The organism is Kamptonema sp. PCC 6506 (assembly GCF_000180455.1).
GTDB classification, from domain to species: domain Bacteria; phylum Cyanobacteriota; class Cyanobacteriia; order Cyanobacteriales; family Microcoleaceae; genus Kamptonema; species Kamptonema formosum.
In genome coordinates, this window is sequence record NZ_CACA01000318.1 from 1 (window position 1) to 20,972 (window position 20,972).

The 20,972-nt window shown below is 41.6% G+C and carries 23 protein-coding genes; 11 read left to right on the plus strand and 12 right to left on the minus strand.

Annotation, left to right across the window (positions count from 1 at the left end; genetic code table 11):
- Positions 1-94: 94 nt before the first annotated feature.
- Entirely contained in the window at positions 95-1,369 is a 1,275-nt protein-coding gene (locus OSCI_RS20650; RefSeq protein WP_007357072.1) for an aspartate aminotransferase family protein, read from the minus strand.
- 157 nt (positions 1,370-1,526) lie between these two features.
- On the opposite strand from OSCI_RS20650, the gene OSCI_RS20655 reads away from it, so the two are divergent.
- Together OSCI_RS20655 and OSCI_RS20660 are read left to right on the plus strand one after the other, a co-directional pair.
- Positions 1,527-2,804, plus strand: coding sequence for a ribulose bisphosphate carboxylase small subunit (locus OSCI_RS20655; protein ID WP_007357073.1), 1,278 nt, complete (start codon positions 1,527-1,529; stop codon positions 2,802-2,804).
- A 27-nt stretch (positions 2,805-2,831) separates the two neighbouring features.
- Complete coding sequence (locus OSCI_RS20660) at positions 2,832-3,389, plus strand: Uma2 family endonuclease (protein ID WP_007357074.1); 558 nt, start codon at positions 2,832-2,834, stop codon at positions 3,387-3,389.
- 218 nt (positions 3,390-3,607) lie between these two features.
- Here the strand turns inward: OSCI_RS20660 and OSCI_RS20665 are convergent, their stop codons facing one another.
- Positions 3,608-4,609 carry an NB-ARC domain-containing protein gene (locus OSCI_RS20665; RefSeq protein ID WP_324603619.1) on the minus strand — a complete coding sequence of 334 codons (1,002 nt, stop codon included), beginning with the start codon at positions 4,607-4,609 and terminating at the stop codon, positions 3,608-3,610.
- A 60-nt stretch (positions 4,610-4,669) separates the two neighbouring features.
- Positions 4,670-4,987, minus strand: a complete 318-nt coding sequence (locus tag OSCI_RS20670) for a hypothetical protein (protein WP_007357076.1) — start codon at positions 4,985-4,987, stop codon at positions 4,670-4,672.
- Here OSCI_RS20670 and OSCI_RS30245 point away from each other — a divergent pair.
- Both OSCI_RS30245 and OSCI_RS20675 read left to right on the plus strand, forming a co-directional pair.
- The gene (locus OSCI_RS30245) at positions 4,980-5,120 is read left to right on the plus strand and encodes a hypothetical protein (RefSeq protein ID WP_155523400.1); all 141 of its coding nucleotides are present in this window, start codon (positions 4,980-4,982) and stop codon (positions 5,118-5,120) included. The two genes, OSCI_RS20670 and OSCI_RS30245, sit on opposite strands and share 8 nt — an antisense overlap.
- Before the next feature lie 37 nt (positions 5,121-5,157).
- Entirely contained in the window at positions 5,158-5,598 is a 441-nt protein-coding gene (locus OSCI_RS20675) for a DUF1036 domain-containing protein (protein WP_007357077.1), read from the plus strand.
- A 187-nt stretch (positions 5,599-5,785) separates the two neighbouring features.
- On the opposite strand, the gene OSCI_RS20680 is transcribed toward OSCI_RS20675, so the two are convergent.
- The 6 genes from OSCI_RS20680 to OSCI_RS20700 form a co-directional block, all read right to left on the minus strand.
- Entirely contained in the window at positions 5,786-6,091 is a 306-nt protein-coding gene (locus OSCI_RS20680) for a type II toxin-antitoxin system RelE/ParE family toxin (RefSeq protein WP_007357078.1), read from the minus strand.
- On the minus strand, positions 6,075-6,362 hold the full coding sequence (locus OSCI_RS20685) for a type II toxin-antitoxin system Phd/YefM family antitoxin (protein ID WP_007357079.1): 288 nt from the start codon (positions 6,360-6,362) through the stop codon (positions 6,075-6,077). Before OSCI_RS20685 ends, OSCI_RS20680 begins: the two co-directional genes overlap by 17 nt.
- Before the next feature lie 182 nt (positions 6,363-6,544).
- Positions 6,545-6,790 carry a hypothetical protein gene (locus OSCI_RS20690; protein ID WP_007357080.1) on the minus strand — a complete coding sequence of 82 codons (246 nt, stop codon included), beginning with the start codon at positions 6,788-6,790 and terminating at the stop codon, positions 6,545-6,547.
- Positions 6,787-6,972: a PIN domain-containing protein gene (locus OSCI_RS32495; RefSeq protein WP_407635883.1), complete on the minus strand. Its 186-nt coding sequence runs from the start codon at positions 6,970-6,972 to the stop codon at positions 6,787-6,789. Before OSCI_RS32495 ends, OSCI_RS20690 begins: the two co-directional genes overlap by 4 nt.
- A gap of 31 nt (positions 6,973-7,003) precedes the next feature.
- Complete coding sequence (locus tag OSCI_RS32080) at positions 7,004-7,210, minus strand: PIN domain-containing protein (RefSeq protein ID WP_007357082.1); 207 nt, start codon at positions 7,208-7,210, stop codon at positions 7,004-7,006.
- A 579-nt stretch (positions 7,211-7,789) separates the two neighbouring features.
- Complete coding sequence (locus OSCI_RS20700; protein WP_007357083.1) at positions 7,790-9,118, minus strand: NAD(P)/FAD-dependent oxidoreductase; 1,329 nt, start codon at positions 9,116-9,118, stop codon at positions 7,790-7,792.
- A 361-nt stretch (positions 9,119-9,479) separates the two neighbouring features.
- On the opposite strand from OSCI_RS20700, the gene OSCI_RS20705 reads away from it, so the two are divergent.
- The 4 genes from OSCI_RS20705 (at position 9,480) to OSCI_RS20720 (ending at position 13,452) form a co-directional block, all read left to right on the plus strand.
- A complete protein-coding gene (locus tag OSCI_RS20705; RefSeq protein ID WP_007357084.1) occupies positions 9,480-10,184 on the plus strand; it encodes a 4Fe-4S dicluster domain-containing protein in 705 nt (234 codons plus the stop codon).
- A gap of 12 nt (positions 10,185-10,196) precedes the next feature.
- Positions 10,197-11,243 (plus strand): heterodisulfide reductase-related iron-sulfur binding cluster, encoded by a 1,047-nt coding sequence (locus tag OSCI_RS20710; protein WP_007357085.1) that lies wholly within the window; start codon positions 10,197-10,199, stop codon positions 11,241-11,243.
- Between the two features lie 129 nt (positions 11,244-11,372).
- The gene (locus OSCI_RS20715) at positions 11,373-12,557 is read left to right on the plus strand and encodes a heterodisulfide reductase-related iron-sulfur binding cluster (RefSeq protein WP_007357086.1); all 1,185 of its coding nucleotides are present in this window, start codon (positions 11,373-11,375) and stop codon (positions 12,555-12,557) included.
- A gap of 625 nt (positions 12,558-13,182) precedes the next feature.
- On the plus strand, positions 13,183-13,452 hold the full coding sequence (locus OSCI_RS20720; protein WP_007357088.1) for a hypothetical protein: 270 nt from the start codon (positions 13,183-13,185) through the stop codon (positions 13,450-13,452).
- 143 nt (positions 13,453-13,595) lie between these two features.
- Here OSCI_RS20720 and OSCI_RS20725 read toward each other — a convergent pair whose 3' ends face one another.
- A complete protein-coding gene (locus tag OSCI_RS20725) occupies positions 13,596-14,270 on the minus strand; it encodes a hypothetical protein (RefSeq protein WP_007357089.1) in 675 nt (224 codons plus the stop codon).
- A gap of 142 nt (positions 14,271-14,412) precedes the next feature.
- Here OSCI_RS20725 and OSCI_RS20730 point away from each other — a divergent pair, with 142 nt between their 5' ends.
- The 3 genes from OSCI_RS20730 (at position 14,413) to OSCI_RS20740 (ending at position 15,848) form a co-directional block, all read left to right on the plus strand.
- Complete coding sequence (locus OSCI_RS20730) at positions 14,413-14,745, plus strand: hypothetical protein (protein ID WP_007357090.1); 333 nt, start codon at positions 14,413-14,415, stop codon at positions 14,743-14,745.
- Positions 14,746-14,893: 148 nt separating this feature from the next.
- On the plus strand, positions 14,894-15,433 hold the full coding sequence (locus OSCI_RS20735) for a GIY-YIG nuclease family protein (RefSeq protein ID WP_007357091.1): 540 nt from the start codon (positions 14,894-14,896) through the stop codon (positions 15,431-15,433).
- Positions 15,434-15,596: 163 nt separating this feature from the next.
- A complete protein-coding gene (locus OSCI_RS20740) occupies positions 15,597-15,848 on the plus strand; it encodes a type II toxin-antitoxin system Phd/YefM family antitoxin (RefSeq protein WP_007357092.1) in 252 nt (83 codons plus the stop codon).
- 99 nt (positions 15,849-15,947) lie between these two features.
- On the opposite strand, the gene treY is transcribed toward OSCI_RS20740, so the two are convergent.
- Both treY and treZ read right to left on the minus strand, forming a co-directional pair.
- A complete protein-coding gene (gene treY / locus OSCI_RS20745; protein ID WP_007357093.1) occupies positions 15,948-18,740 on the minus strand; it encodes a malto-oligosyltrehalose synthase in 2,793 nt (930 codons plus the stop codon).
- Positions 18,741-18,894: 154 nt separating this feature from the next.
- Positions 18,895-20,718: a malto-oligosyltrehalose trehalohydrolase gene (gene treZ, locus OSCI_RS20750; protein WP_007357094.1), complete on the minus strand. Its 1,824-nt coding sequence runs from the start codon at positions 20,716-20,718 to the stop codon at positions 18,895-18,897.
- Between the last annotated feature and the right edge of the window lie 254 nt (positions 20,719-20,972).

Genomic DNA, 20,972 nt, shown 5'->3' on the forward strand with positions numbered 1-20,972 from the left:
TAGATCGAACAGGAAAGATACAGATTTCTCCCCCACCCCCCTGCCCCCCTGCTCCTCTGCCCCTCTGCCCCTCTGCTCCTCTTTGGTCATTAAATTACCTGGCTTCGTAGGAGACGATCGCTTTTTCGACAGCTTCCAAAGCTTGGTCTACTTCACCCGCCGTTACGATCAAAGGCGGGACGAACCGGATCACTTTGGGGCCTGCGGGTACTAAGAGCAAGCCTTGTTCTATGGCGGCTTTTACGAGTTCGATCGATGTGAGTTCGATATCGGCTTTGAGTTCCATGCCGTTAATTAAACCCCAGCCGCGCACTTGGGCAATGAGGTGGGGATATTTGGCTGCGATCGCGCTTAACCCCTTTCTCAACTGTTCCCCTCGTTCGTTTACATTCGCCAAAATGCCTTCTGCTTCTAGAGTTTGGCAGACTGACAAGGCCACAGCGCACACAAATGGATTGCCGCCAAAAGTGCTGGCGTGACTTCCTGGTTCAAATACGTCACAGAAAGATTTACACAGCATCGCCCCGATGGGGATACCACCGCCTAATCCCTTGGCGGAAGTAAAGATATCCGGTTCAATGCCTAAATTCTCATAACCCCACATTTTGCCTGTGCGGGCCATGCCGACTTGCACTTCGTCGAGAATGAGCAAAATGCCTTTTTCGTCGCAGATTTGGCGTATCCGTTGGAAATAGGCGATATCTCCGGGACGAACTCCGCCTTCTCCTTGCATGGCTTCTAGCATGATTGCCGTTACTTGGCGCTCATTGGCATCGAGTTCTGCGATCGCGCTTTCCAATGCTTCAATATCGTTATAAGGCACATAGTAAAATCCCGGCATCAGCGGGCTAAAACCCTTATGATATTTGGGCTGTCCCGTAGCCGTGACAGTTGCCAGCGTCCGTCCGTGAAAGCTGTCACGAGCCGTTACGATCGTTGGATTAGCGATATTTAACTTTTCGTGGGCATACTTCCGAGCCAGCTTAATTGCTCCTTCATTTGCCTCTGCACCGGAGTTGCAAAAGAAGGCTCTGTCAGCGCAGGAATGCTCTGTAAGCCACTTTGCCAACTCGCCCTGTACGGGGATGTAGTAAAGGTTAGAAACGTGGTGTAGCGTTTGAATTTGGCGGGTTACGGCTGCAATTAAAGCGGGGTGGGCGTGCCCCAGAGTACAAGTGGCAATCCCCGCGACAAAATCCAGATATTCGCGTCCTTCAGTATCCCATACACGGCAACCTTGACCGCGTTCTAGAGCTATGGGAAAGCGCCCGTAAGTTGTCATTACGTAGCTGTCGAAGCTATCGCGGCTGAAGGGAGTGGACTCGTCGGATTGTAGAAAAGGCTCTTTTACTAAGGTTTCTGGGCTCACTAATGGCTCCTAAATTATATAGAAATCTCTTTGGAGTGGGCAAAAATACGATTTGCGTATTGTATCAAAATTTCTAGCAATGATTGATAGTGCCATTCCTTTTGTCATAGAATGCTAACAGTAAGAAGAATCTGCGCGATCGCTAAATTATAAACCGATGAGTTATTACATTTCTCCGTCTTTTCTTGACAAGGTAGCCGTTCACATCACTAAAAATTTTTTGGATCTACCTGGAGTTAGAGTTCCTCTAATTTTAGGAATTCACGGCCGCAAAGGGGAAGGCAAAACTTTTCAGTGTGAGTTAGCTTTTGAGCGTCTAGGTTTTGAACCTGTGACTATATCGGGGGGAGAATTAGAAAGTCCCGATGCCGGAGATCCGGCGCGGTTGATTCGTCTTCGCTACCGAGAAGCTGCCGAACAAATTCGGGTTCGCGGTGAAATGTGCGCGATATTTATTAACGATCTAGATGCTGGTGCTGGCAGATTTGATAGTACAACTCAGTATACTGTTAATACTCAGTTGGTGAATGCCACTCTGATGAATATTGCTGACAATCCGACTAACGTGCAATTGCCGGGAAGTTATGACGATACGCCGCTACATAGAGTCCCGATTATTGTTACTGGAAATGACTTTGCTACTCTGTACGCGCCGTTAATTCGAGATGGGCGGATGGAGAAGTTTTACTGGGAACCAAATCGCGATGATAAGATTGGAATTGTTAGCGGTATTTTTGAGGCGGATGGGATGCCGCAAAGCGAGATTGCGGAATTTGTGGATGCGTTTCCTGACCAGGCGATTGACTTCTTTAGTGCTTTGCGATCGCGCATTTATGACGAACAAATTCGCGAGTTTATTCATGGAATAGGAATTGAAAAGGTTTCTAAGCGGTTGGTGAATAGTTTAGAAGCAGCGCCCCATTTTCCTAAGCCTAATTTTAGTCTATCTCGCCTAATAGAAATTGGTAGGGCGATGGTTGGTCAACAGTACCGAATTAAGGAAATGCGACTGGTAGAGGAATATAACCAAAATCGGTTATTTGGCAGTCAAAATTCTGGGGAAGTTTCCTCTAATTCGCAGCCGCCCAGTCAACAAAAAAATGAACAGGGACAATATTATAAAGCCTACGTGGAAAAAGGTAGTAACGGCGGGAATGGTAAAATTTCTCAGCTTAGTTCTGAGGTGCAAGAACAAGTGCAGCAACTTTTAGATCAAGGCTGTAAAATTGGCATAGAATATGCCGATAGTCGCCGATTTAAAACTGGTTCCTGGCAAAGTTGTGCGACTATTCAAAGCAACGGGGAAAAAGAAGTAATTGCATCTCTACAAAATTGCTTGGCTGAACATGGCGGTGAATATGTGAGGTTAATTGGGATTGACTCGAAAGCTAAGCGGCGGGTGGTTGAGACTATTATTCAGCGTCCAAATGGTTAAGTTTTAACCCTGAGAAGGAGTGGAAAGATGACAGTAACTAAATTGCGTTTATGGACTGTAGATGAGTATCATCAGATGATTGAGACAGGAATTCTCGATGAGGATGATCGTGTTGAATTATTGGAAGGTCAAATAATAGAAATGAGCCTTCAAATTCCCCTCACTGCCGCGACTACGCAAACTGCTTCAAACTATCTGAGTAATATATTGACTGGTTTAGCTTATATTCGGATGCAGCTACCTATTACTCTGCGTCCTAATTCTGAACCCGAACCAGATATCGCCGTTGTTCGTATAGATCCCGGTCGCTACTTTGACCATCATCCGACACCGGATGAAATTTTCTTAGTAGTTGAAGTAGCAAATACGAGTTTAGCAAAAGATCGTCGTCAAAAAGTACGCGCTTATGCTAATGCTAACATACCTGAATACTGGATTCTGGACGTAAACGAGCAGCAAGTTTATGTGTTTCGGGAACCGGGAAATGAAACTTATCAACAAGAAATTATATTGAATGAGGAGGCAATTTTTTCAATGGTTGCTTTTCCTGAGATTGAGGTTTCGGTTAGCGAGTTATTCCCTTAACAAGTAGGGCAGGGACTGCTGGCATTCCTGTCAACTTAAGCTGAAAGCCGCCAGGGTAAAGTCCCCCTCTTATAGCTTAAGTCCTCTGAAGAGGACTATTAAATTCATTAGTCCTCTTCAGAGGACTTAAGCTATGAGGCAGGGGTTTTAACCTCTGCCGGATTAGAGCTTTGATCTTAAGTTGACATCAATAAGCTGCTAGTTAATGATATTTTTCCTCAATTGTGCTTACGCACATAGGTTTCTAAAGTCCCATCGAGTTTTAATAAAGAGGGTGTTCGCGTAGCCTCTCGTAGGCATTCGTCATTCAGATTATCACCTAAAAAACAACGTCTTTTCAGCGATTGGATTGTATTCAATATCATCTCTGGAGTATAATCGGATATTTCCTGTAAAACCTGGCTCAAAGTTACAGCTTTTTCTTGTTTAGCTAAATAATTTACGATCTGTTTTTCCGATTCTGTTAACCTTACCCATACTCGATTAAGTTGAGATACAATTTCATTACTCAATATTGACGACGGATAAGATAAAAATTCGGTCATGCTTCCGGCAAATAATTCTTGAATCATTGTTGCTGTCATTTCTAACCATAAAGGATGACTTTGATACTTCTCAATCAAAGTATCCCACAGTTGCTCGTCTGACAGTTCTTTATCTCTTAATATTTGTTTAGCAGATTCTCCCAAACCAGTAAGTTTTAAACAACGGGTAAATTTATGACGAGATGCGATCGCATCTTCTGGTTGTTCTCTGGTAATTAACAACAAACTACTTGCATGAGACAATTCGGAAATTTGTTTAAATAACAGATAATATCCCTCAAATTCTGCTTTATATTGACCCGCAACTTCTCCTATTTCAAATAACATCTGCACGTCATCTATAATAATTAAACATCGATGTTTGCGAAGAAACTTAAGTAATAGATCAATTTTGCGATCGAGGGTATTGGGAATAATGGGAGGACAGACAAAGCTTTGCAATAAGTCTGTTAAAAAATTATCTATAGTTGGAGAATACCGGAGACTGCGATAAACAATATATTCAAATTGCGTTTGGACTTTTTCAATTAGTTTGATAGCAAGTGTCGTTTTGCCAATGCCTACCATACCAACTAAGGTAATGATGTGGGGACGATCTTGAATTAGCCAGGTTTTTAAAGTGTTTAATTCGTTATTTCGTCCGTAAAAAGTGGTGATTTCAGGGGCGGTATCTATGTCTAGGTAGGGTTTGTTTTCTGTTGGCTTGGATAGGGTAGAAGATGTGCGCGATCGCCTTCATTCTGAACAAATACTTACTTTATTGCCATTTACCAAATATCCTATTGAGCTATTATTGATAATATTTTTTTCTAAAATAGACCGAGCATTTAATTTATTAATATCTTCGCCTAAAACATCCGATAAATTTTGCCATAATTCCGATGCTGTATCTCGAATATGACCTTCACTTAAATGATTTTCTGAGGCAATTTTGCCGTATTTCTGACCTTGTAATGTACCTTTAAGAATGGTTTCTTGCAGAGAGTCTAGGCGATCGCCTGTATGCGCGAACAGCAGTTCATCTGCAAGTTTCAAGACTTCTGCAATGTCCATAGATCGTCAAATGGGTGGGATTTTCCGATCTTATCCGATCTGTCCGACATTTTTCCGACTTTTTGGCAATTTTTTGGGGAAAAGTTCCGACGCGATCCGGCTGACAAAGCGATCGGGTATGGGTTTTGATTGAGAAAGATTATTTTACAATTAGAAATAAGGATAATGTTATGCAGCTTAGAAATCTGGCAATGGCTGTAGGCTTAGGAATGGTTGGCTTCATTTCCTCTGTTGTATTTGCTACTCCCGCAAATGCAAGCATGACTGTGTGCAATCGAGCTGGATCGAAAGCTTTTGTAGCCATTAGTTATTATTCAGATGGCAATTTTTGGTCAAAAGGATGGCTACAGCTTAATCCTGGTAGTTGTGGTACAGCTATCGCTGGAAGAGTATCTAACGCAGAGATTGGAGTTTACGCAGAGACTTTTACCGGAATAGTTGAGTCAGGTGATGTACGCAGATGCGTTGTCTGGGTTCAAGTTCAACCATCTTGGACAATTCGTAATGCTGATAACCCAGCGCGTTGTAAAGGAAAGGGGAGAGAAATGAAGGGCTTCCGAGTGATCAAAACTAATGATAGCCCTGACTACACCTATGAGGTTTTTGATTAGCGCAATCCTCACCTTAATTTGCAGGGCAATCGCATTCATCTCCTCACCAGATAACGGTAGAAGAGGGTGGAAGATGCGATCGCGCTTGTTTTTTTATTGATAAGCGATCGATTGGGGGTAGGGATGCGATCGCACCTTGCCTTTTTTCACCGACAGAGCGATCGATAAAAAACTATTGTTTTGCCTCTCATAGTTCATCTGATGAAAGCCAATCCCGCGCAGTATGACGAATTCGCAGAACTTGTACAATCTCCTCACTAACACTAAATAAAATACGGTATCTCTTGTAAATTAACTGACGAATCTCTCGTCCAATCTCTTCACTTTCAGATGCTAGCGGACATCGATTTGGTAAATTTTCTAGACTGAGAATGGCATTAACTAAGCCGTTGTACCATTCTTCTGCATTCAAGGAGGAATCTTTTTGCATATATAAAAAAGCCTCCTCAGCGTCAGTTAATGCAGAGGGTGATATTTCAACGCGAAATGCCATGTTTTGTTCTCAATTCCTCTAAAGTCTCTCGTGCTGGTTTGCCTTTTCCCTGCTCAAATTCTTCTATTCCCTTACGGATAGCCGCGATCGACTCAGCATATTCAAGCCGATCGAGCAATTTTTGGTAGGCTAGCGCATCTTGGACAACTACCTCAGCTTTACCATTTACTGTCAGCACGAGGGGTTGCTGAGTCTCTTGAGTACGCTGAATGTACTGTTTAGCGTTGCGCTGAAAATCAGTCAAGGAGTGAATATCTTTCAAGTCAATCATAAAACATGAAATTAGCAATTAATTCCATGATGTACTAATTCGTCACGTTAGTCAAGATCGTCAGAAAAGGGAAAGCTGTGACAGTTGCGTAAGTCCTGTTATTGATAGGCGAACGATGAAGAGTGTAGATGCGATCGCACTTGCTTTTTTATTGATAGGCGATCGAACTTTGCCTTTAGATGTTAAGCTTGTGTCAGCTTGTCATAGTCTTCTGGCTCAATATCGGATACTTTAGCTAATACCGATTCATATTTTTCTCGACTTCCTCTATTTGCTCGTTCCTGAAGATAGGATTCATTCATCAAGACAGATATTTTTTCAGCGATTGCCGCTGCAATAAATTGATCGACCGAAATATTATCTTGTTGCGCTAGTTCTTGCATACTTTTGTAAATTGAATCGGGAATATTAACATTTAATGTACTCATAACAAAACTCCTATCGATTGTAAAAACTCTATTGGCTTAACTGTTTTCAATCCAAATCGATCGATTTCCACAAAATCACGATTATTGTATGTAACTATACTATCACAGCGAGCTTTAACAGCAAGTTCCAAAACCATGTCATCCTTGGGGTCGCGTAAGTAAGGTCGCCATAGAAAAAAGATTTGATGGTGCGTTGCTACCGAACAGTAGAAATCAAGTCAATCTCCAACATCCGATCGTGTAATTGACAAATTTGTTAGTATCTCGTAGCAATACTTCTTCATACTCTAAAACAAGTGGCACAGATAAATGGATGTCAAATATTCCAGTACCTATGAGTTGCAGTAATCTAAATGCACTACCTCGACTGGAGCGCAAACCTGCAACACTAACATTGGTATCAATAACAATTTCTGGCACGAGTATACTAACAAAATTCTGCTTAGTTTAGATAATAACGCGGCAAACCTAAAATTGGCAATTAGTCCTATAATCTACCGACGCACGAGTATCTTTTTTGACCAACAGGGCGATCCATGAGGTGTGTGGATGCGATACTTTTTTATTGATAGGCGATCGCACTCTTTCGCCAAACCAGCTTTACCCTAGAGCGTACTCGCCATGAATTCGATACCATCTTAGCTGAAATAAGATTAGAGGAGGAAGTCATTTATCGTCTACTGCGGAGGGACATTATGCAAGAATCTGTAATTTATCGTTCTATTTAAGAAGAAGCAGAAGCTAGGGCAGAAGCAAGAAAGTAACGAGAGATTGCTGTTAATCTTTTAAGTAACGGAGTGACGATCGAGATTATTGCTTCTGCGACAGGTTTATCGGTTGAACAAGTGCAACAACTCCAACAGCAAATCTCCGAATCACCGCCAACTTAAATTTGTGCGATCGCATACTTTAAAGCTGGCTCGAATATCCTCAAATTGTACGCCTTTGCTTTCTTATCGAGTGGCGTAAGTTTTAACCCTGTTGACAAACAGTGAATTTTTATTTTCTTCTGCCACTGAGTGACAGCAGAGTGCTAGTCATTGCTTCAGATTCCACTGTATCGCAATTTTTTAACAGCGACAATCCGAATAAAATTCGCAAAGCCAAAATTTCAAACCAAGGCAACCCCCAACCTAATTTCATTTTAATCAAGAAATACTTTTCAAATGCTGCTTTTGCCCAGTTAACCCAGCGTCCTTGCAAAGAGTATGAGTAACGCCGTTTACCTGTTTTTGGATCGGGTAAGACGGGGGCGGCAACATAGACAATGCCTGTATCGCCAAATTCAGCAAAACAAATCGCTTCCAAAGTTGCTGTTTTTAAACTATCTGCAATCGCGCCTAATTTTACACCAATATTATGCGTCACTGCCAATCCCATTGCTTCTGTCATTTGTCCGGTTTTGGGTAATCCCAGTCCAGAGATTGCTTGATTTTCCGGTAATTCTACGCTGACACCAAGGGCATAAACTGAAGATAATTGAGGATGTTCGTAGGTAGGTAATACGGGAATAAACCCTTTTTCATTGCCCAAACCCGGTACTTTGTGAATAAAATTCACTCCCCGGAAAGCTGGAAGAATCATGGCATATTCAAAGGGAAACTTTTGCCCACTAGCAAGTGCGATCGCGTCGGCATCAACGGAGGTAATTTGAGCGTTAGTTAGCGCTTCAATTCCTCTTTTTTTTATCAAGTTTTCGGTTAATTCTTGAGAGTTACTTAATCCATCTAAACCTAAATGTCCGAGGTAAGGTTCTGGTGTCACAAAAGTAATCGATACTTTGTCCCGCAAACCTCTGCGCCGCAGTTCCCACTCTGCCATGAATAAAAATTCATAAGCTGGCCCAAAACAGCTCACTCCTGCCATTGCCCCTACCACCAAATGACGGGGATTTTCTAAGAATTTTAGCCAAGCTTTTCGCGCTTCTAAAGCATGATCCGGCGAGCAAACTGAATGAGTGTAACCCTCATCCGGCCCCAGTCCGGGGACAGCATCAAAAGCAAAAGAAGCACCTGTCGCGATCGCCACATAATCATAATCAATAATCCGATTTTCTTCAACTGTAATGTGTTGAGTTTCCGGGTCAAAATTGGTGAGATTTCCTAATATCCATTCAATCCCATGTCGCTGAGTTAACTCAGGTATATCTAATTGAATTTGTTCTAGGGATTTAAGATTCAGTGCTATCTGGACTAACCCAGGAATAAAAGTAAATTTTTGCCGATCGGAAATTAATATTACCTGATGTTCCTTCGGCAGCAGATGTCGCAGTTCATAAGCGGTAGGAAGTCCTCCTAACCCTGCGCCAATTACAACCACTTTTGCCATTTTGTTGATTTCCTTTTTCTGTGGGATCGCAAGCATTGCAGCTTGCGGACTCTTGTAAAGGTAGTATTTCTTTTTTTTCTCTACTTCCTATAATTATGACCTACAAAATGCACATTAAATATAAATAGGATTTATACCAAATTATCTTTAACGCCAGTCTGTGTTGGCGATATTGCTGTACTCATGGTGCATCTTAATCAATATGTTGTTACCCTTTAGCGCTCTAAGGTATTGAGTATTTTTACTTAGTTTACCCCTAAAAATTAATTTAAAAACCCTTTGATAATATAATTAAATGGTTATATAGTGAATAAATGAACAAGAGGCATAACCTCAGCGACTCAAAAGAGGGGGTTAATTGATGGGCAAATTATTTAACGAACTTAAACAAGACATCTTGTATCAACACGGCATGAATGCTTGCCTAAACTGCGGCGTATGCACAGCAGTTTGTCCGGCAGCAGAGTTTAATGACTACTCTCCTAGAGAAGTGATGAACATTTGCCAATCTGAATCTGATGATTGGATTGAAGAGTTACTTAAGTCCGACAAAATTTGGTATTGCGGGCAATGTTTTTCTTGCAAAACGCGCTGTACAAGAGGCAATAGCACCGCCTCAGTTATTCTTGCCCTGCGCCGACTTTCCGTTCGTCACGGTTACTTTGCCGAGTCGGAAAAAGGCAGACAGCAATTATTTGCTAAGCGAGTATTTGGGGAAAATGTATTGAAACGAGGCTATACCTTGTTAGCTGAAAATATCACCCCTGCCCACTTTCCAGAACTCGGAGAAAACTGGGAATACTATTACGAACATCGAGAAGAAATGCGCGAATGGTGGGATGTGCCAATGGATCTCGAAAATAGTGCAGGTTCCCACCGAGTTATTCCCGAAAAGGACATGGAAGAATTGCGGGCAATTTATAAGGCTACCGGGGCGATTGAGTTAATGGATGCCGTAGAAAAAGGCATGGAAAAGAAACTAGGTAGCAAAGAAGAAGTAGAAAAATACTGGGAAAACTGGGTAGAAACTGCTGATAGCAGAAACTACGAAATAGACGATAAATAAGGAGAAATTATTGTGAAAGTAGCAAGAGAAAATCTGGTTTGGGAAAAACATCAAAAGCAAGTTCCAACAGTAGATGATGAAGGCGGCAAATTGTGGGGATGTTTCCGCAGTTGCTTTCTCCAAAGTGCCGCACCATATACCGAAGGCATTGCCTATAAAATCTTAAAAAACGATTTAGGCATGGAATTGCGGGAAGCACCCGGACATACTTCCTGTGGCGCAATTGGCTATCATGGAGATGTATCAAACTTGGAAACACAAATGGTAGTTGCGGCGCGAAACTTTTCCATTGCCCATCACGAATTAGGTGTCGATAATCTATTTTCATTCTGCGTCACTTCTTTTGCCAATTACACAGAAATGATCAAACTCTGGGAAGAAGAACCGGAGTTACAAGAATACACCGAAAAAACCTTAAAAGAAACCACCGGACGAGAGTTTTGGATTCCTCATGTTTCTGGGGGTAGACCATCTGTTGTTCATGCTTCCGATGTGTTTTTTGCCAATCGGCATAAATTAGCTGCTAAAGCCAAGTATAGTCTCAAGGGAATTAAAGCAGTCGATCACATCGGATGTCACTACGGAAAAATATTTCCCAGTGAGTGCATGGGTGGTGCTGAGTTTCCAGAAGTATTAGTAGGGATGTTGGAAGCTTTTGGTGCGGAAATTGTTGACTATCCAGAAAGAAGACATTGCTGCGGCATGGGTTTTCGCCAGTGTGCTTTTCCAGAAAATAGAGACTACACCGCAAGTAGCGTCTACAAGAAGATGAAAAGTCTAAAAGAAGCTCACCCCGATTGTAACTTGATCCTTACCAATTGCCCCGGATGTACGGTATTTTTGGATGCGGAACAAGGAACGATTAAAGAAGTTTTGGAAGAAGAATTTAACGTCAGCGTTTTGGACTACGCACAATTGACCGGGTTAATGTTAGGCTATGACCCGTTTAAGGATTGCGGACTGAATGCGAAAGTCGTTGAAATCGAACCTTTGCTAGATAAAATCGGCATTCCTTATGACAAATCTAAGACTGCCGAACAACGCCGAAGACCATTTTAAGAGGTGAGAAACCTGGTTTCTTCCAGGAAACAAAGTTTTCTGGTAAAACTTAACCAGAAACCCGACCCGGTTTCTTTTCAACCAATCGAATAAACCCGGTTTCTTTAATTAACTATAAAGGTCAAAAACATGAACAAACAAGTAGTCGTAATTGGTGGTGGCCCTGCGGGAATGGCGGCGGCTGGAAAACTGCAAGACTTTGGCTATGATGTAGTTTTGATCGAGAAACAAGCCGAAGTTGGCGGACATTTAAACAAGTGGTATAAAGTGTTTCCTGATTTTACCGATGCTGCGGAAATTACCGCCAATCTCAAGGCTGGTTTGGGGAATACCAGAATTGTAAATAATGCTACGGTGACAGAGATTAAAGGTTCTGCCCCTAATTTTCAAGTGACTACATCAAGAGGAGAACAAATTGAGGCAGCAGCAATTTTAGTTTCGACAGGATATAAGCATTTTGATGCAACTTTGAAGGAAGAATATGGCTACGGAGTTTATGATAATTGTATCAATTCGGTAGAACTAGATGCCATGCTGAAGGCACAAAGCGTTAAAACCAGAAATGGGAAAGTGCCCAAGAAAGTAGCGCTGATTCATTGCGTTGGTTCTCGTGATGAGAAGGTTGATAATAATTACTGTTCGCGAGTTTGCTGCACGAATGCCATTAAGGTAGGAATTGAGATTAAAGAACAGAATCCCGATTGTGAAATTTACTGCCTTTATATGGATATTCGGGTATTTGGTCGCGGTTATGAGGAACTGTACAGAACATCGCAAGAAAAGTATGGAGTACAGTTTCTGCGGGGTCGGCTTTCTGAATTAGCTAACGATCTTGATATTTACCGTCAAATTAAAAGACCTTTAACAGGGTTGAAAGTCGCTTGTTATTATGGTTGTCTGTTGACTCGACCCGCAGATATTACTGGTTGGGATTCTCCGGTTTTTCCTATGTCTATGGATAGATTGGCTCAAGCTTGTGGTGCGGAAGTTGTCGATTTTCGGTCAAAGACTAAATGCTGTGGCGGCCCGATTTTGGTATCTAAGCAAGAGGTAGCCTTTGAGTTGACGAAGAAACTATTAGATGAGGCAAAATCTCTGGATGCAGATTGCATTGTTTTGGCTTGTCCTTTGTGTGCAACTAATCTCGAACTTAGGCAAGCTGATATCGAGAAAATGTACAATGTTACTTACAATATCCCAGTTATTTATATCACCGAAATTATCGGATTGGCTTTGGGAATGAAACCAGGAAAATTGGGAATGAATAAGCATATTGTTTCACCCAAATCTGTTTTGAAAAAACTAGGATATTGAGGAAGTAATACCAAATCCGGGTTATTCATCCCCTTTATTAGCAATAATCCGTAGTTGCGAGCAAAGCGAAGCAATCACCTAGTCTCTGCGATTGCTTCGCTTCGCTCGCAATGACAATAAAAGGGGTAGTAAAGCCGGATTTGGTATAAGCTATTACGCATTTAAATTTATTATTTGTATCTGTGACCTATTAAATGCGTAACAACTTAGCAGAATATCTCCTGTTGCCTGGACACTCAGGGCATCTGCGGAAGCTTGCCAGAAAATTCCAGGCAAGCGATCGCTCGATCGTTCCTTACCTTTCAAGTAGAACCAGCAACGCTACTCTATCAATAAAAACAAGCTCCCAGGGGAATTGAGCAAAAGGTAATGCTATTAATTTGCATTAGTAGCCGCGATCGCGCCGCAGTTTGTTAATTTTTTTTAAGCCGAGCTATTTTAATCGGAATTCGTATAATAGAATACAGAAATAGGCAGAAGTATTCTTTCCCTGTCTCAAACGGGGATGATATAACTCAGCTTCAAATAACACCAAATTTTCTGGAACATCTGTTTTTTAACTTTTGAACTTTCCCACAGAAGTTTAAATGTGAACTTTTCATAACCAAAAATCCAAGAGGTTAACATGAATCCAATTGCTGAAATATTGTTGGAACAGGTAACTTATGCTCAAAATTTGGCGCAGCAAATCCTGTCGTTAAGTAGCTTAGACGAACCGGGAGTAATTTATGCCTTTGCTACTCCCGACACGCTGGTAATTAATTGTCGGGACGATCGAACGGCCTGGCTATTTGACGAGGAACAATCGAAATTATATTTAGCGATCGCTAAGTTAAAGTGTTCGATTCAAACGATTGCGATCGAAAAAGCTGGGAAAAGGTTTTATTGCTGGTAGATTTGTCAATAAGGGATGCTCCTAATTGCAAATTAATTGATTTAAAAACTACTTTCCGAACTTCTCAAATAACTGAGGTATGCGCCTACCAACTCCTAATTCCTAATTACCAAGCATACCTCACTTACCTCAAAACTGGGCGATCAATTTTCCTGCAATTGCTTAACAGCGCGAGTAAGGCGCTGCAAATATGGTTTGATGATTTCTCTATTCTGGTACTGTAGTTGGGAAACTTGCTCCTGCAAGCGGTTAATCTGTGCTTCTAGTGCTGTTAAGTCTTTGGCGGGTTGATTTGTCAAGTATTCTAATTGATTTACAGAAGCTTTAACCTCATTAAAATCAGAAGTATCACCGCTACGCTTAGGCAAATCTGCGGTATTATTTTTAATGTCAGTTAACTTTTCATCCATTAGTAAAAATCGGACATTCACAGTTTCCCAATCTTGCTGTCCCAGTACATTCGTCTCCAAAACGCGGAGTTTCTGTTGCAAGTCAGAGAGGATAGCATCGATATCCTGCGAATTTTCCGGGATGGCGTGGACTTGGCGGTGGATGGATTCTACAACTGTATGGATGTCCGCGATCGCAGAGTTAGCATTTTCCCGTACCTGTTCCTCGAAGCGTTGCCGATTGGCCAAATTCAGCGACAGAGCTAGAGTTAAGGGAGCAGCGGCATAGATAAATTGACCCGATAGTACCGCCGTCAACGTACCAATGGCTGAACCAGCAACAGATGCGTATTCCGCCACTTCTAGCCAGTTTCGCTGGCTGAGGGGGTGGCTTACAGCTTTAAAAGATGAGTTCTCAATTTTCTGCATGGCTTGATAGTCTGGTAGATTGCATTATGGACATGATAGAGGCAATTTGGGGATCGAGAAGGGCGATCGCGTCAAAATTCAACTATAGCGATCGCTCCCATCCCTTAAATCCCCCAGTAGTTACTAAGGAGATAAAAATAAAATGGGTCTGAAAATTATCGAAAGCTTTGATAGCAATTTTACCCTGGAACCAGACGCGAAAGCAGAACTGTTTACTTTGTTAACGGCTGAAAACTTTCTCAAACAAGTAACCGAGCAATTGCACTGCGATCGCGCCGAGTTTACAGAATTAATTTTCCAGCCAGTTCCTTACAGTACAGCAACACCGAAAGGGATGCCTGCTGAATTTGAGAAGTATCGGGAATCGCAGGATTATCAAATTATTAACGTCCCCCCTAACTTCATGTTCAAAGCTAAAATCTTTAAACCCAGTCGCCTTTGTGCAATTTATCGAGTTTTTAACAATCAAGTCTAATAAAAAGAGAAAAAATGTTTCTCTTGAGGACACAAACCACAGGAAACATCCCCTTTTTGAAAAAGACCTAACCGATCCTTTTCATACATTCCCCTTTCCTTTTTCTATTACTTCTTCCTTCTTCCTTCTTCCTTCTTCCTTATCAACAATGACAAGCGAAATACCATCCCTCGCCAGCTTAGAATTTATACCCTACATTAACGCTGAAGGTTTAGTTCCTAATAGCGTACAGGGAAAAATTGGAGTATATGCGATTTTTGACAGCGAGAAAGTTCTACAATTTGTTGGCTATTCTCGCGATATGTATCTCAGCCTCAAACAGCATTTAGTGCGCCAGTCGCAACGCTGTCACTGGTTAAAATTCCAAACTATTGAACGCCCAAATCGTACCATTTTAGAAAACATCCGAGATGCTTGGATTGCCGAGAATGGTTTGATACCTGCTGGCAATGATTCTGAGCAAGCTAAGTGGAACGATCCGATCGATGTCAAACCCGCTATGACTGTTGAAGAACTAGCGAGTTATGAAAGTATAGCAATTGATGAAATTGCTAAAGATAAGTTGTTGAAAAATGTCGCGCGGCGAGTAGAGGCCGAAATTTTATCCTCTCTAAAATCGCGTGGCGTAACAGAGGAAATTCGCTTTAATCCTAAGTTGAAAACCAGCGGTTTACTGGATTTGAAGTAAGGCGCGATCTCAAGTAGGACTTACGGAATTTAACGGTCTAGCAAGGGTTGGGGATTGCTTGCGCCTAGTCAAGCGCTACGCGCAGGCACTCGCCTTCGCAATGACATAAATACGTTCAAGACTGCAAATCAGATAAAATAGAGACATCGCTAGAGGTAAAACAATGTATCACGTTACAGCAGACTACGCCAAAAATAACTTTAACGAAGTAATCGAACGTGCCACTGTGGAACCAGGGGGCGTTGTCATCGTTCAGGAAAATAAAAGTTTCATTTTAATTAGCCAAGAGGAGTTAGAAGCTTGGATGGAAACTTCAGAGTTGCTCCAAGACAAAAACTTACTATCTGATATTGAAGAGTCACGCGAACAATATAAGAAAGGTGAAGCTTTAAAAATGGATCGAGTATTTAGCTAACTTTGCTAGAACTCATTACGGTGATTAGATAGTAATTGAAATAAGTAGCGATCGCACTCTCTAAAAAGTGCGATCGCCTTCTAATTCACGCCCATCTACCTATTGACTAATCAGCAGAGCCACCGGAAAATTTTTAAGAGCCTCACCAATTGCTAACTTACCATCTGTTTTAATCATCTGCTCAGTAATAGCATTTTTCCAAACAGACGGTATTTCCCCTGCAAATTCAAGGCTAGTATCTCCCCATACCTCTTCACCGAGCGGCATTTCTTCTGGCTGAATCAGCGTCGTTAAAAAGCGAGGAGCAACTGTCACAATCGTCCTATCTCCATAGGTTCTAGCAAAAGCCACAACACGATCCTTAAACTTACCAATCGCCTCTAACGGCTGATAGTTTCCTTCCTGAAAAACTTGCTCATATTGTTTTCTTGCCTCCAGAACTTTTGCAATCAAAAATAGCTTAATCCTGGCATCTTCCCGCGTCACAATCAGCTCCTCAATCAGCTTCAAAATATCCGCCTGAGCTTTCTCCTTAATCTCCTGCAAAACCGCCACACGATGTTCAAAATTAACCGGCCGACGATTATCTGGATCTACATGACTGAAATCCCAGAACTCAGTACCCTGATAAAAATCAGGCACACCGGGAGCAGTGGCTTTTAGCAGCGTTTGCGATAAAGAATTAAAAATTCCATATTGAGCAACCCGCTTCCAAAAAGGCATAACCTCCTTGATAAATTGATTTTCTTCGGAAGGCTCCAGAACATTATCAACAAAAGCCATAAAAGCTGCCTCGTAATCATTATCCGGCCTTAACCAGGCAGTATGAACTTTAGCCTCACGGACGGCCTTAATCATAAAGTGTTTCATCCGCTCGATAAAGTCAGTATTTTCAATCCCCTCAAACGGCAAAGTTCCAACCAATGTTTGATAAAAGAAGTATTCATCATTAGGAGCCGGAACCATTCGACCCTTAAGATTTTTTCTGTGAGGACGATTGATCTCGCTCCAAGCTTTCACCTGTTTTTCCCATTCTTCCGGCATTTCAGAAAGCACATTAATTCGCGCTCGCACATCTTCCCCACGTTTAGTATCGTGAGTAGCTGTAGCATTCATTTTATGCGGCCAGACTTCCTGCTGCTTGCGGTTAAACTCGTGAAAATCGGCTAGCGAAATACCAAAATGACTGGGACTACCGCCAACTTCATTCAGAGATAAAAGGCGATTGTAAACATAGAAAAGAGTATCTTCAATTCCCTTTGCCATCAAAGGGCCAGTCAACTGCTGAAGCTTCATTACAAAGTGACGCTGTTGCTCTCTTTGTTCTGCTGTCAAACTTTCCTCTTCTTCAAGTAAGAGTAAATTTTCGATAAAGTCAAGTTCTTTCAGCAATCGCGGTTCTTGTTGCTTAGCTTTGGCGATCGCGTCTTTTACATAAGTACGATCTGATTCTCTCAACCCGTCCTGATTTATATAGGTTCTATAAACTGGGAAAATTGTTAAAACTGCACTAAGTGCTCTTGCTAAACCCAGCCGAGTAAAGTCATTTCCGTGTCGGGATTTACCGGATATTTTTTTCAGAAGTTGAGCTAAATTATCTACATCTCCCGCTAAATTCTTTTCAACAATCAACCCTTTCTTGTCCTTAAAAAGCTGTTCGTAATTAGTATTTACTCGTGCAAATCGGAAGTAGATATCAGTGAACTGTTGCTCGTTCTCACCGCAACAGAAAATGCCGTTAACGTAGTTCAAAAAGTCGTATCCACTCGTTCCCTCAATCGGCCAGTAAGAGGGTAAGTCTTCTTTTTGTTCAAGAATTTTTTCAACCGTAATGTAAATATCTCCAGTTTTCTCTCTGAGTCGTTTTAGATATTCTGTTGGGTCATAGAGTCCGTCAATGTGATCGATTCTCAGTCCGGTAAATTTTCCCTCTTCAACCATCTGGAAGATTAGAGCATGAGTTCTGTGAAAAACCTTGAGTTCTTCAACTTTGACAGAAATTAATTCATTCACAGTAAAAAAGCGTCTGTAGTTAATTTCTTCGGCTCCTACTTTCCAGAAAGATAGGCGATAGAACTGATCCATGAGCAAACTATCCAGCAGATTAAAACTTTCTGGATTCCCCTTTTCCCCATTAAACGATTCAATGTTTTTATCAATAAACTCCTTCACTGATGGATTTTGAGTATAAAGTTCCCACAGAAGACCCTTGACAAAAGCTATCTGGTCGTATCGTTCTTTGCCTTTGGTTTCGGAAGGCGCACTTTTGATCAGGTAAAGGATACCGAGTAACTTGATAAAATCAGGATGCCGTCTTCCTAATTCCTTGGCAAGGCGACCCAAATTATGAGTAATAAATTTGGTATAAGATGCGAGACAGATGGGCAGTTTTAGGCTATAATAATTAACACTTAAACCACCTTCGTCATAGTTGAGCTGAATCTCGCCATTTTCCAGACAATCTCCATAAAAATTGCCTAGCATAGGGGCAAGTATTCGCCCTTTAAGGTTTTCATCAGGGTGGTTCCATTCAATATCAAAGTAGTCAAAATAGTCGGAATCATGACCGTTTTCTAGTACGTCCATGAGCAACAGATTTTGAGTGTCATAGGCCATGTGGTTAGGAACAATATCCTGTACCCATCCCATGCCGCGTTCCTGAAGTTTACTCACCAGTTCTTCAAAGTTTTCTGATGTTCCTAGTTCAGGATTGAAGTGATTTGAATCAACAACATCATAGCCGTGAGTGCTGCCCTTTCTCGCTTTAAAAATGGGTGAAACGTAAAGGTCAGTAATTCCTAAGTCTGCAAGATAACTAACGATTTCATTACCAGCTTCAAAGTTAAACCCTCCATGAAATTGAATCCGGTAGGTGGTGATGGGAATTTGCATAGTTTTACCTTAATTTTAAGAGCGCTAAAGCGTAACTACGTACCTTTGCTTCAATTATTCACTTGGCATTTGTATGAGGGGCGCTCGCTACAGCAACCTTGTAACTTAATAGTTACAAATTATTGAGGCGATCGCTACCCTACTCCTATAACTTTTATAGCTCATAAAGTACAAAAGTATGCGGCTTTATGGTCAATTCCTGACCAGGTGAGATCTTTTCAGGCAATTGAGAACCAGAACCCATCCATTTTTCCTCAGAAGAGTCTAGAATCTTCTTCCAGTTGCCTTGGGGAAGTGCAGCCTTAAACGTCACATTTCTCTCTTTGAAGTTTAAAATGCAAAATATCTGACTGTCATCACTCCAGCGACGTAGAAATAAGATTTTTTCATCTTCGTTACTAGACACATCTAGATTTTTCTTGTCCAGTTTTTTCATGGCCGGAATTGTGCGGCGTACTTGAATTAATTTTTGATGCCATTCCCGTAAAACTTTGTGTTTGCCTTCTTGCTGTTTTTCCCAGTTAAGCTTGCAGTTATTAAAAGTGTCATAACTTTGGGGATCTTGGAATTCTCCTCTACCTTCAAAGACTTTAAATTCTTCTTGCTTGTCTTTCCGTATGGCTTCAATTAAGTCCACATCAGAGTGAGAAACAAAGTACAAAAATGGTGCTTCTTCCCCGTATTCTTCCCCCATAAAAAAGAACGGGATATAAGGAGAAACTAAGACAGTACCAGCGGCAAGTTTCAAACCGTCAAAAGAGACTATCTTGGATAATCTATCTCCCAAGATTCTATTGCCAATTTGGTCGTGAGTTTGCGAAAATACAACAAATTTATGACCTGGTTCTTCTAGAGCAGAGTTTCCGTGTTTTCTTTTTCTATGAGGGGCGTATTGTCCAGAGTAAACAAAGCTTTCTCTAAAGGCTTTTTCTAGATGTTCGCACTTCCCAAAATCTTGGTAATATCTGTCATTTTCTCCCGTAAGTAAGGTGTGTAAGGAGTGGTGGAAATCGTCGCACCATTGGGCATCTAATCCAAAGCCGCATACCTCCTTGGGACGTAAAGCTCGAACATCATTTAAGTCACTCTCTGCTATTAGATAAAACTTCCGTCCTAATTCTTGAGAAAGGTCAGCAGTTAGGTCTGTCAGCTCTTGCAAGAATGGTCTAGCGCCTACTTCAAAAATTGCTTGAATGGCATCTAAACGCAGAGCATCAATGTGATATTCTTGGAACCAATAAATAGCATTTTCGTGAAAATAGTTGCGAACTCCATCGCTATATCGATCGTCAAAGTTGAGAGCGTCTCCCCAAATAGGATGATATTTATTGGTAAAGTAGGGGCCAAATTGAGAGAGGTAATTGCCTTCGGGGCCGAGGTGATTGTAGACAACATCAAGAATTACTGAGATGCCATGTTCGTGACAGGCATTCACAAATTTTTTGAACCCTTCCGGCCCACCATAGGAGTTTTGTACTGCGTAGGGATAGACACCATCATAACCCCAGTTACGTTCGCCTGGAAATTGGGAAACTGGCATAATTTCAATGGCGTTAATTCCTAACTCGCTTAGAGCTCCCAGTCGGGGAATTATGGCCTCAAATGTACCTTCACTGGTAAAAGTACCGACGTGCAATTCATAGATAACCATTTCCGCTAACGGCACCCCTTTCCACTCTGCATCTGTCCACGTAAATCTAGTTGGGTCAATAACTTCAGATGGCCCATGTACGCCTTGTGGTTGATATCGGGATGCGGGATCTGGTTTGTCGGTGGTTCCTTCAAGTTGGTAATAGTAAAGCGTTCCCGGTTCGATGTCTGTAGCTGTTACTTCCCAGTAGCCTTCATCGGATTCTTTTTGCATGGGAATGAGGCGTTTCTCTGGGGAAACAATTTGTAGCGCGACCTCTTGGAGAGTGGGAGCCCAAACTGTAAATTTACATTTACCTACACCGTGATATTCAGCACCAACTTTCACGTTTATTTTCCCTATTTCAAAGTTAATTTTACTTTTTGATGATGGCGGCGATAATGGGGATAAAGCAAATAGTTGCGAAGATTTGAACTTTGCTGCGATCGCCCGTTAAGTCAAGGTGAGTTTGACTTGAAAACGCCTATTTTGAAAGTAACTAGAGTTAAAGTTATAAACAACTAACTTTAGACAGAGTAACTAAATGCTATAATTGTAACTGAAAAAACAGCAAAAAATCGCAAAATCTGCATTGTAGCTTG

Bases quoted from the DNA above. Each gene is read 5' to 3' on its own strand.
- OSCI_RS20655 (WP_007357073.1), top strand. From the start codon at position 1,527: ATGAGTTATTACATTTCTCCGTCTTTTCTTGACAAGGTAGCCGTTCAC.
- OSCI_RS20660 (WP_007357074.1), top strand. From the start codon at position 2,832: ATGACAGTAACTAAATTGCGTTTATGGACTGTAGATGAGTATCATCAG.
- OSCI_RS30245 (WP_155523400.1), top strand. From the start codon at position 4,980: ATGTCCATAGATCGTCAAATGGGTGGGATTTTCCGATCTTATCCGATC.
- OSCI_RS20670 (WP_007357076.1), bottom strand. From the start codon at position 4,987: ATGGACATTGCAGAAGTCTTGAAACTTGCAGATGAACTGCTGTTCGCG.
- OSCI_RS20675 (WP_007357077.1), top strand. From the start codon at position 5,158: ATGCAGCTTAGAAATCTGGCAATGGCTGTAGGCTTAGGAATGGTTGGC.
- OSCI_RS20680 (WP_007357078.1), bottom strand. From the start codon at position 6,091: ATGGCATTTCGCGTTGAAATATCACCCTCTGCATTAACTGACGCTGAG.
- OSCI_RS20685 (WP_007357079.1), bottom strand. From the start codon at position 6,362: ATGATTGACTTGAAAGATATTCACTCCTTGACTGATTTTCAGCGCAAC.
- OSCI_RS20690 (WP_007357080.1), bottom strand. From the start codon at position 6,790: ATGAGTACATTAAATGTTAATATTCCCGATTCAATTTACAAAAGTATG.
- OSCI_RS20700 (WP_007357083.1), bottom strand. From the start codon at position 9,118: ATGGCAAAAGTGGTTGTAATTGGCGCAGGGTTAGGAGGACTTCCTACC.
- OSCI_RS20705 (WP_007357084.1), top strand. From the start codon at position 9,480: ATGGGCAAATTATTTAACGAACTTAAACAAGACATCTTGTATCAACAC.
- OSCI_RS20715 (WP_007357086.1), top strand. From the start codon at position 11,373: ATGAACAAACAAGTAGTCGTAATTGGTGGTGGCCCTGCGGGAATGGCG.
- OSCI_RS20720 (WP_007357088.1), top strand. From the start codon at position 13,183: ATGAATCCAATTGCTGAAATATTGTTGGAACAGGTAACTTATGCTCAA.
- OSCI_RS20725 (WP_007357089.1), bottom strand. From the start codon at position 14,270: ATGCAGAAAATTGAGAACTCATCTTTTAAAGCTGTAAGCCACCCCCTC.
- OSCI_RS20730 (WP_007357090.1), top strand. From the start codon at position 14,413: ATGGGTCTGAAAATTATCGAAAGCTTTGATAGCAATTTTACCCTGGAA.
- OSCI_RS20735 (WP_007357091.1), top strand. From the start codon at position 14,894: ATGACAAGCGAAATACCATCCCTCGCCAGCTTAGAATTTATACCCTAC.
- OSCI_RS20740 (WP_007357092.1), top strand. From the start codon at position 15,597: ATGTATCACGTTACAGCAGACTACGCCAAAAATAACTTTAACGAAGTA.
- treY (WP_007357093.1), bottom strand. From the start codon at position 18,740: ATGCAAATTCCCATCACCACCTACCGGATTCAATTTCATGGAGGGTTT.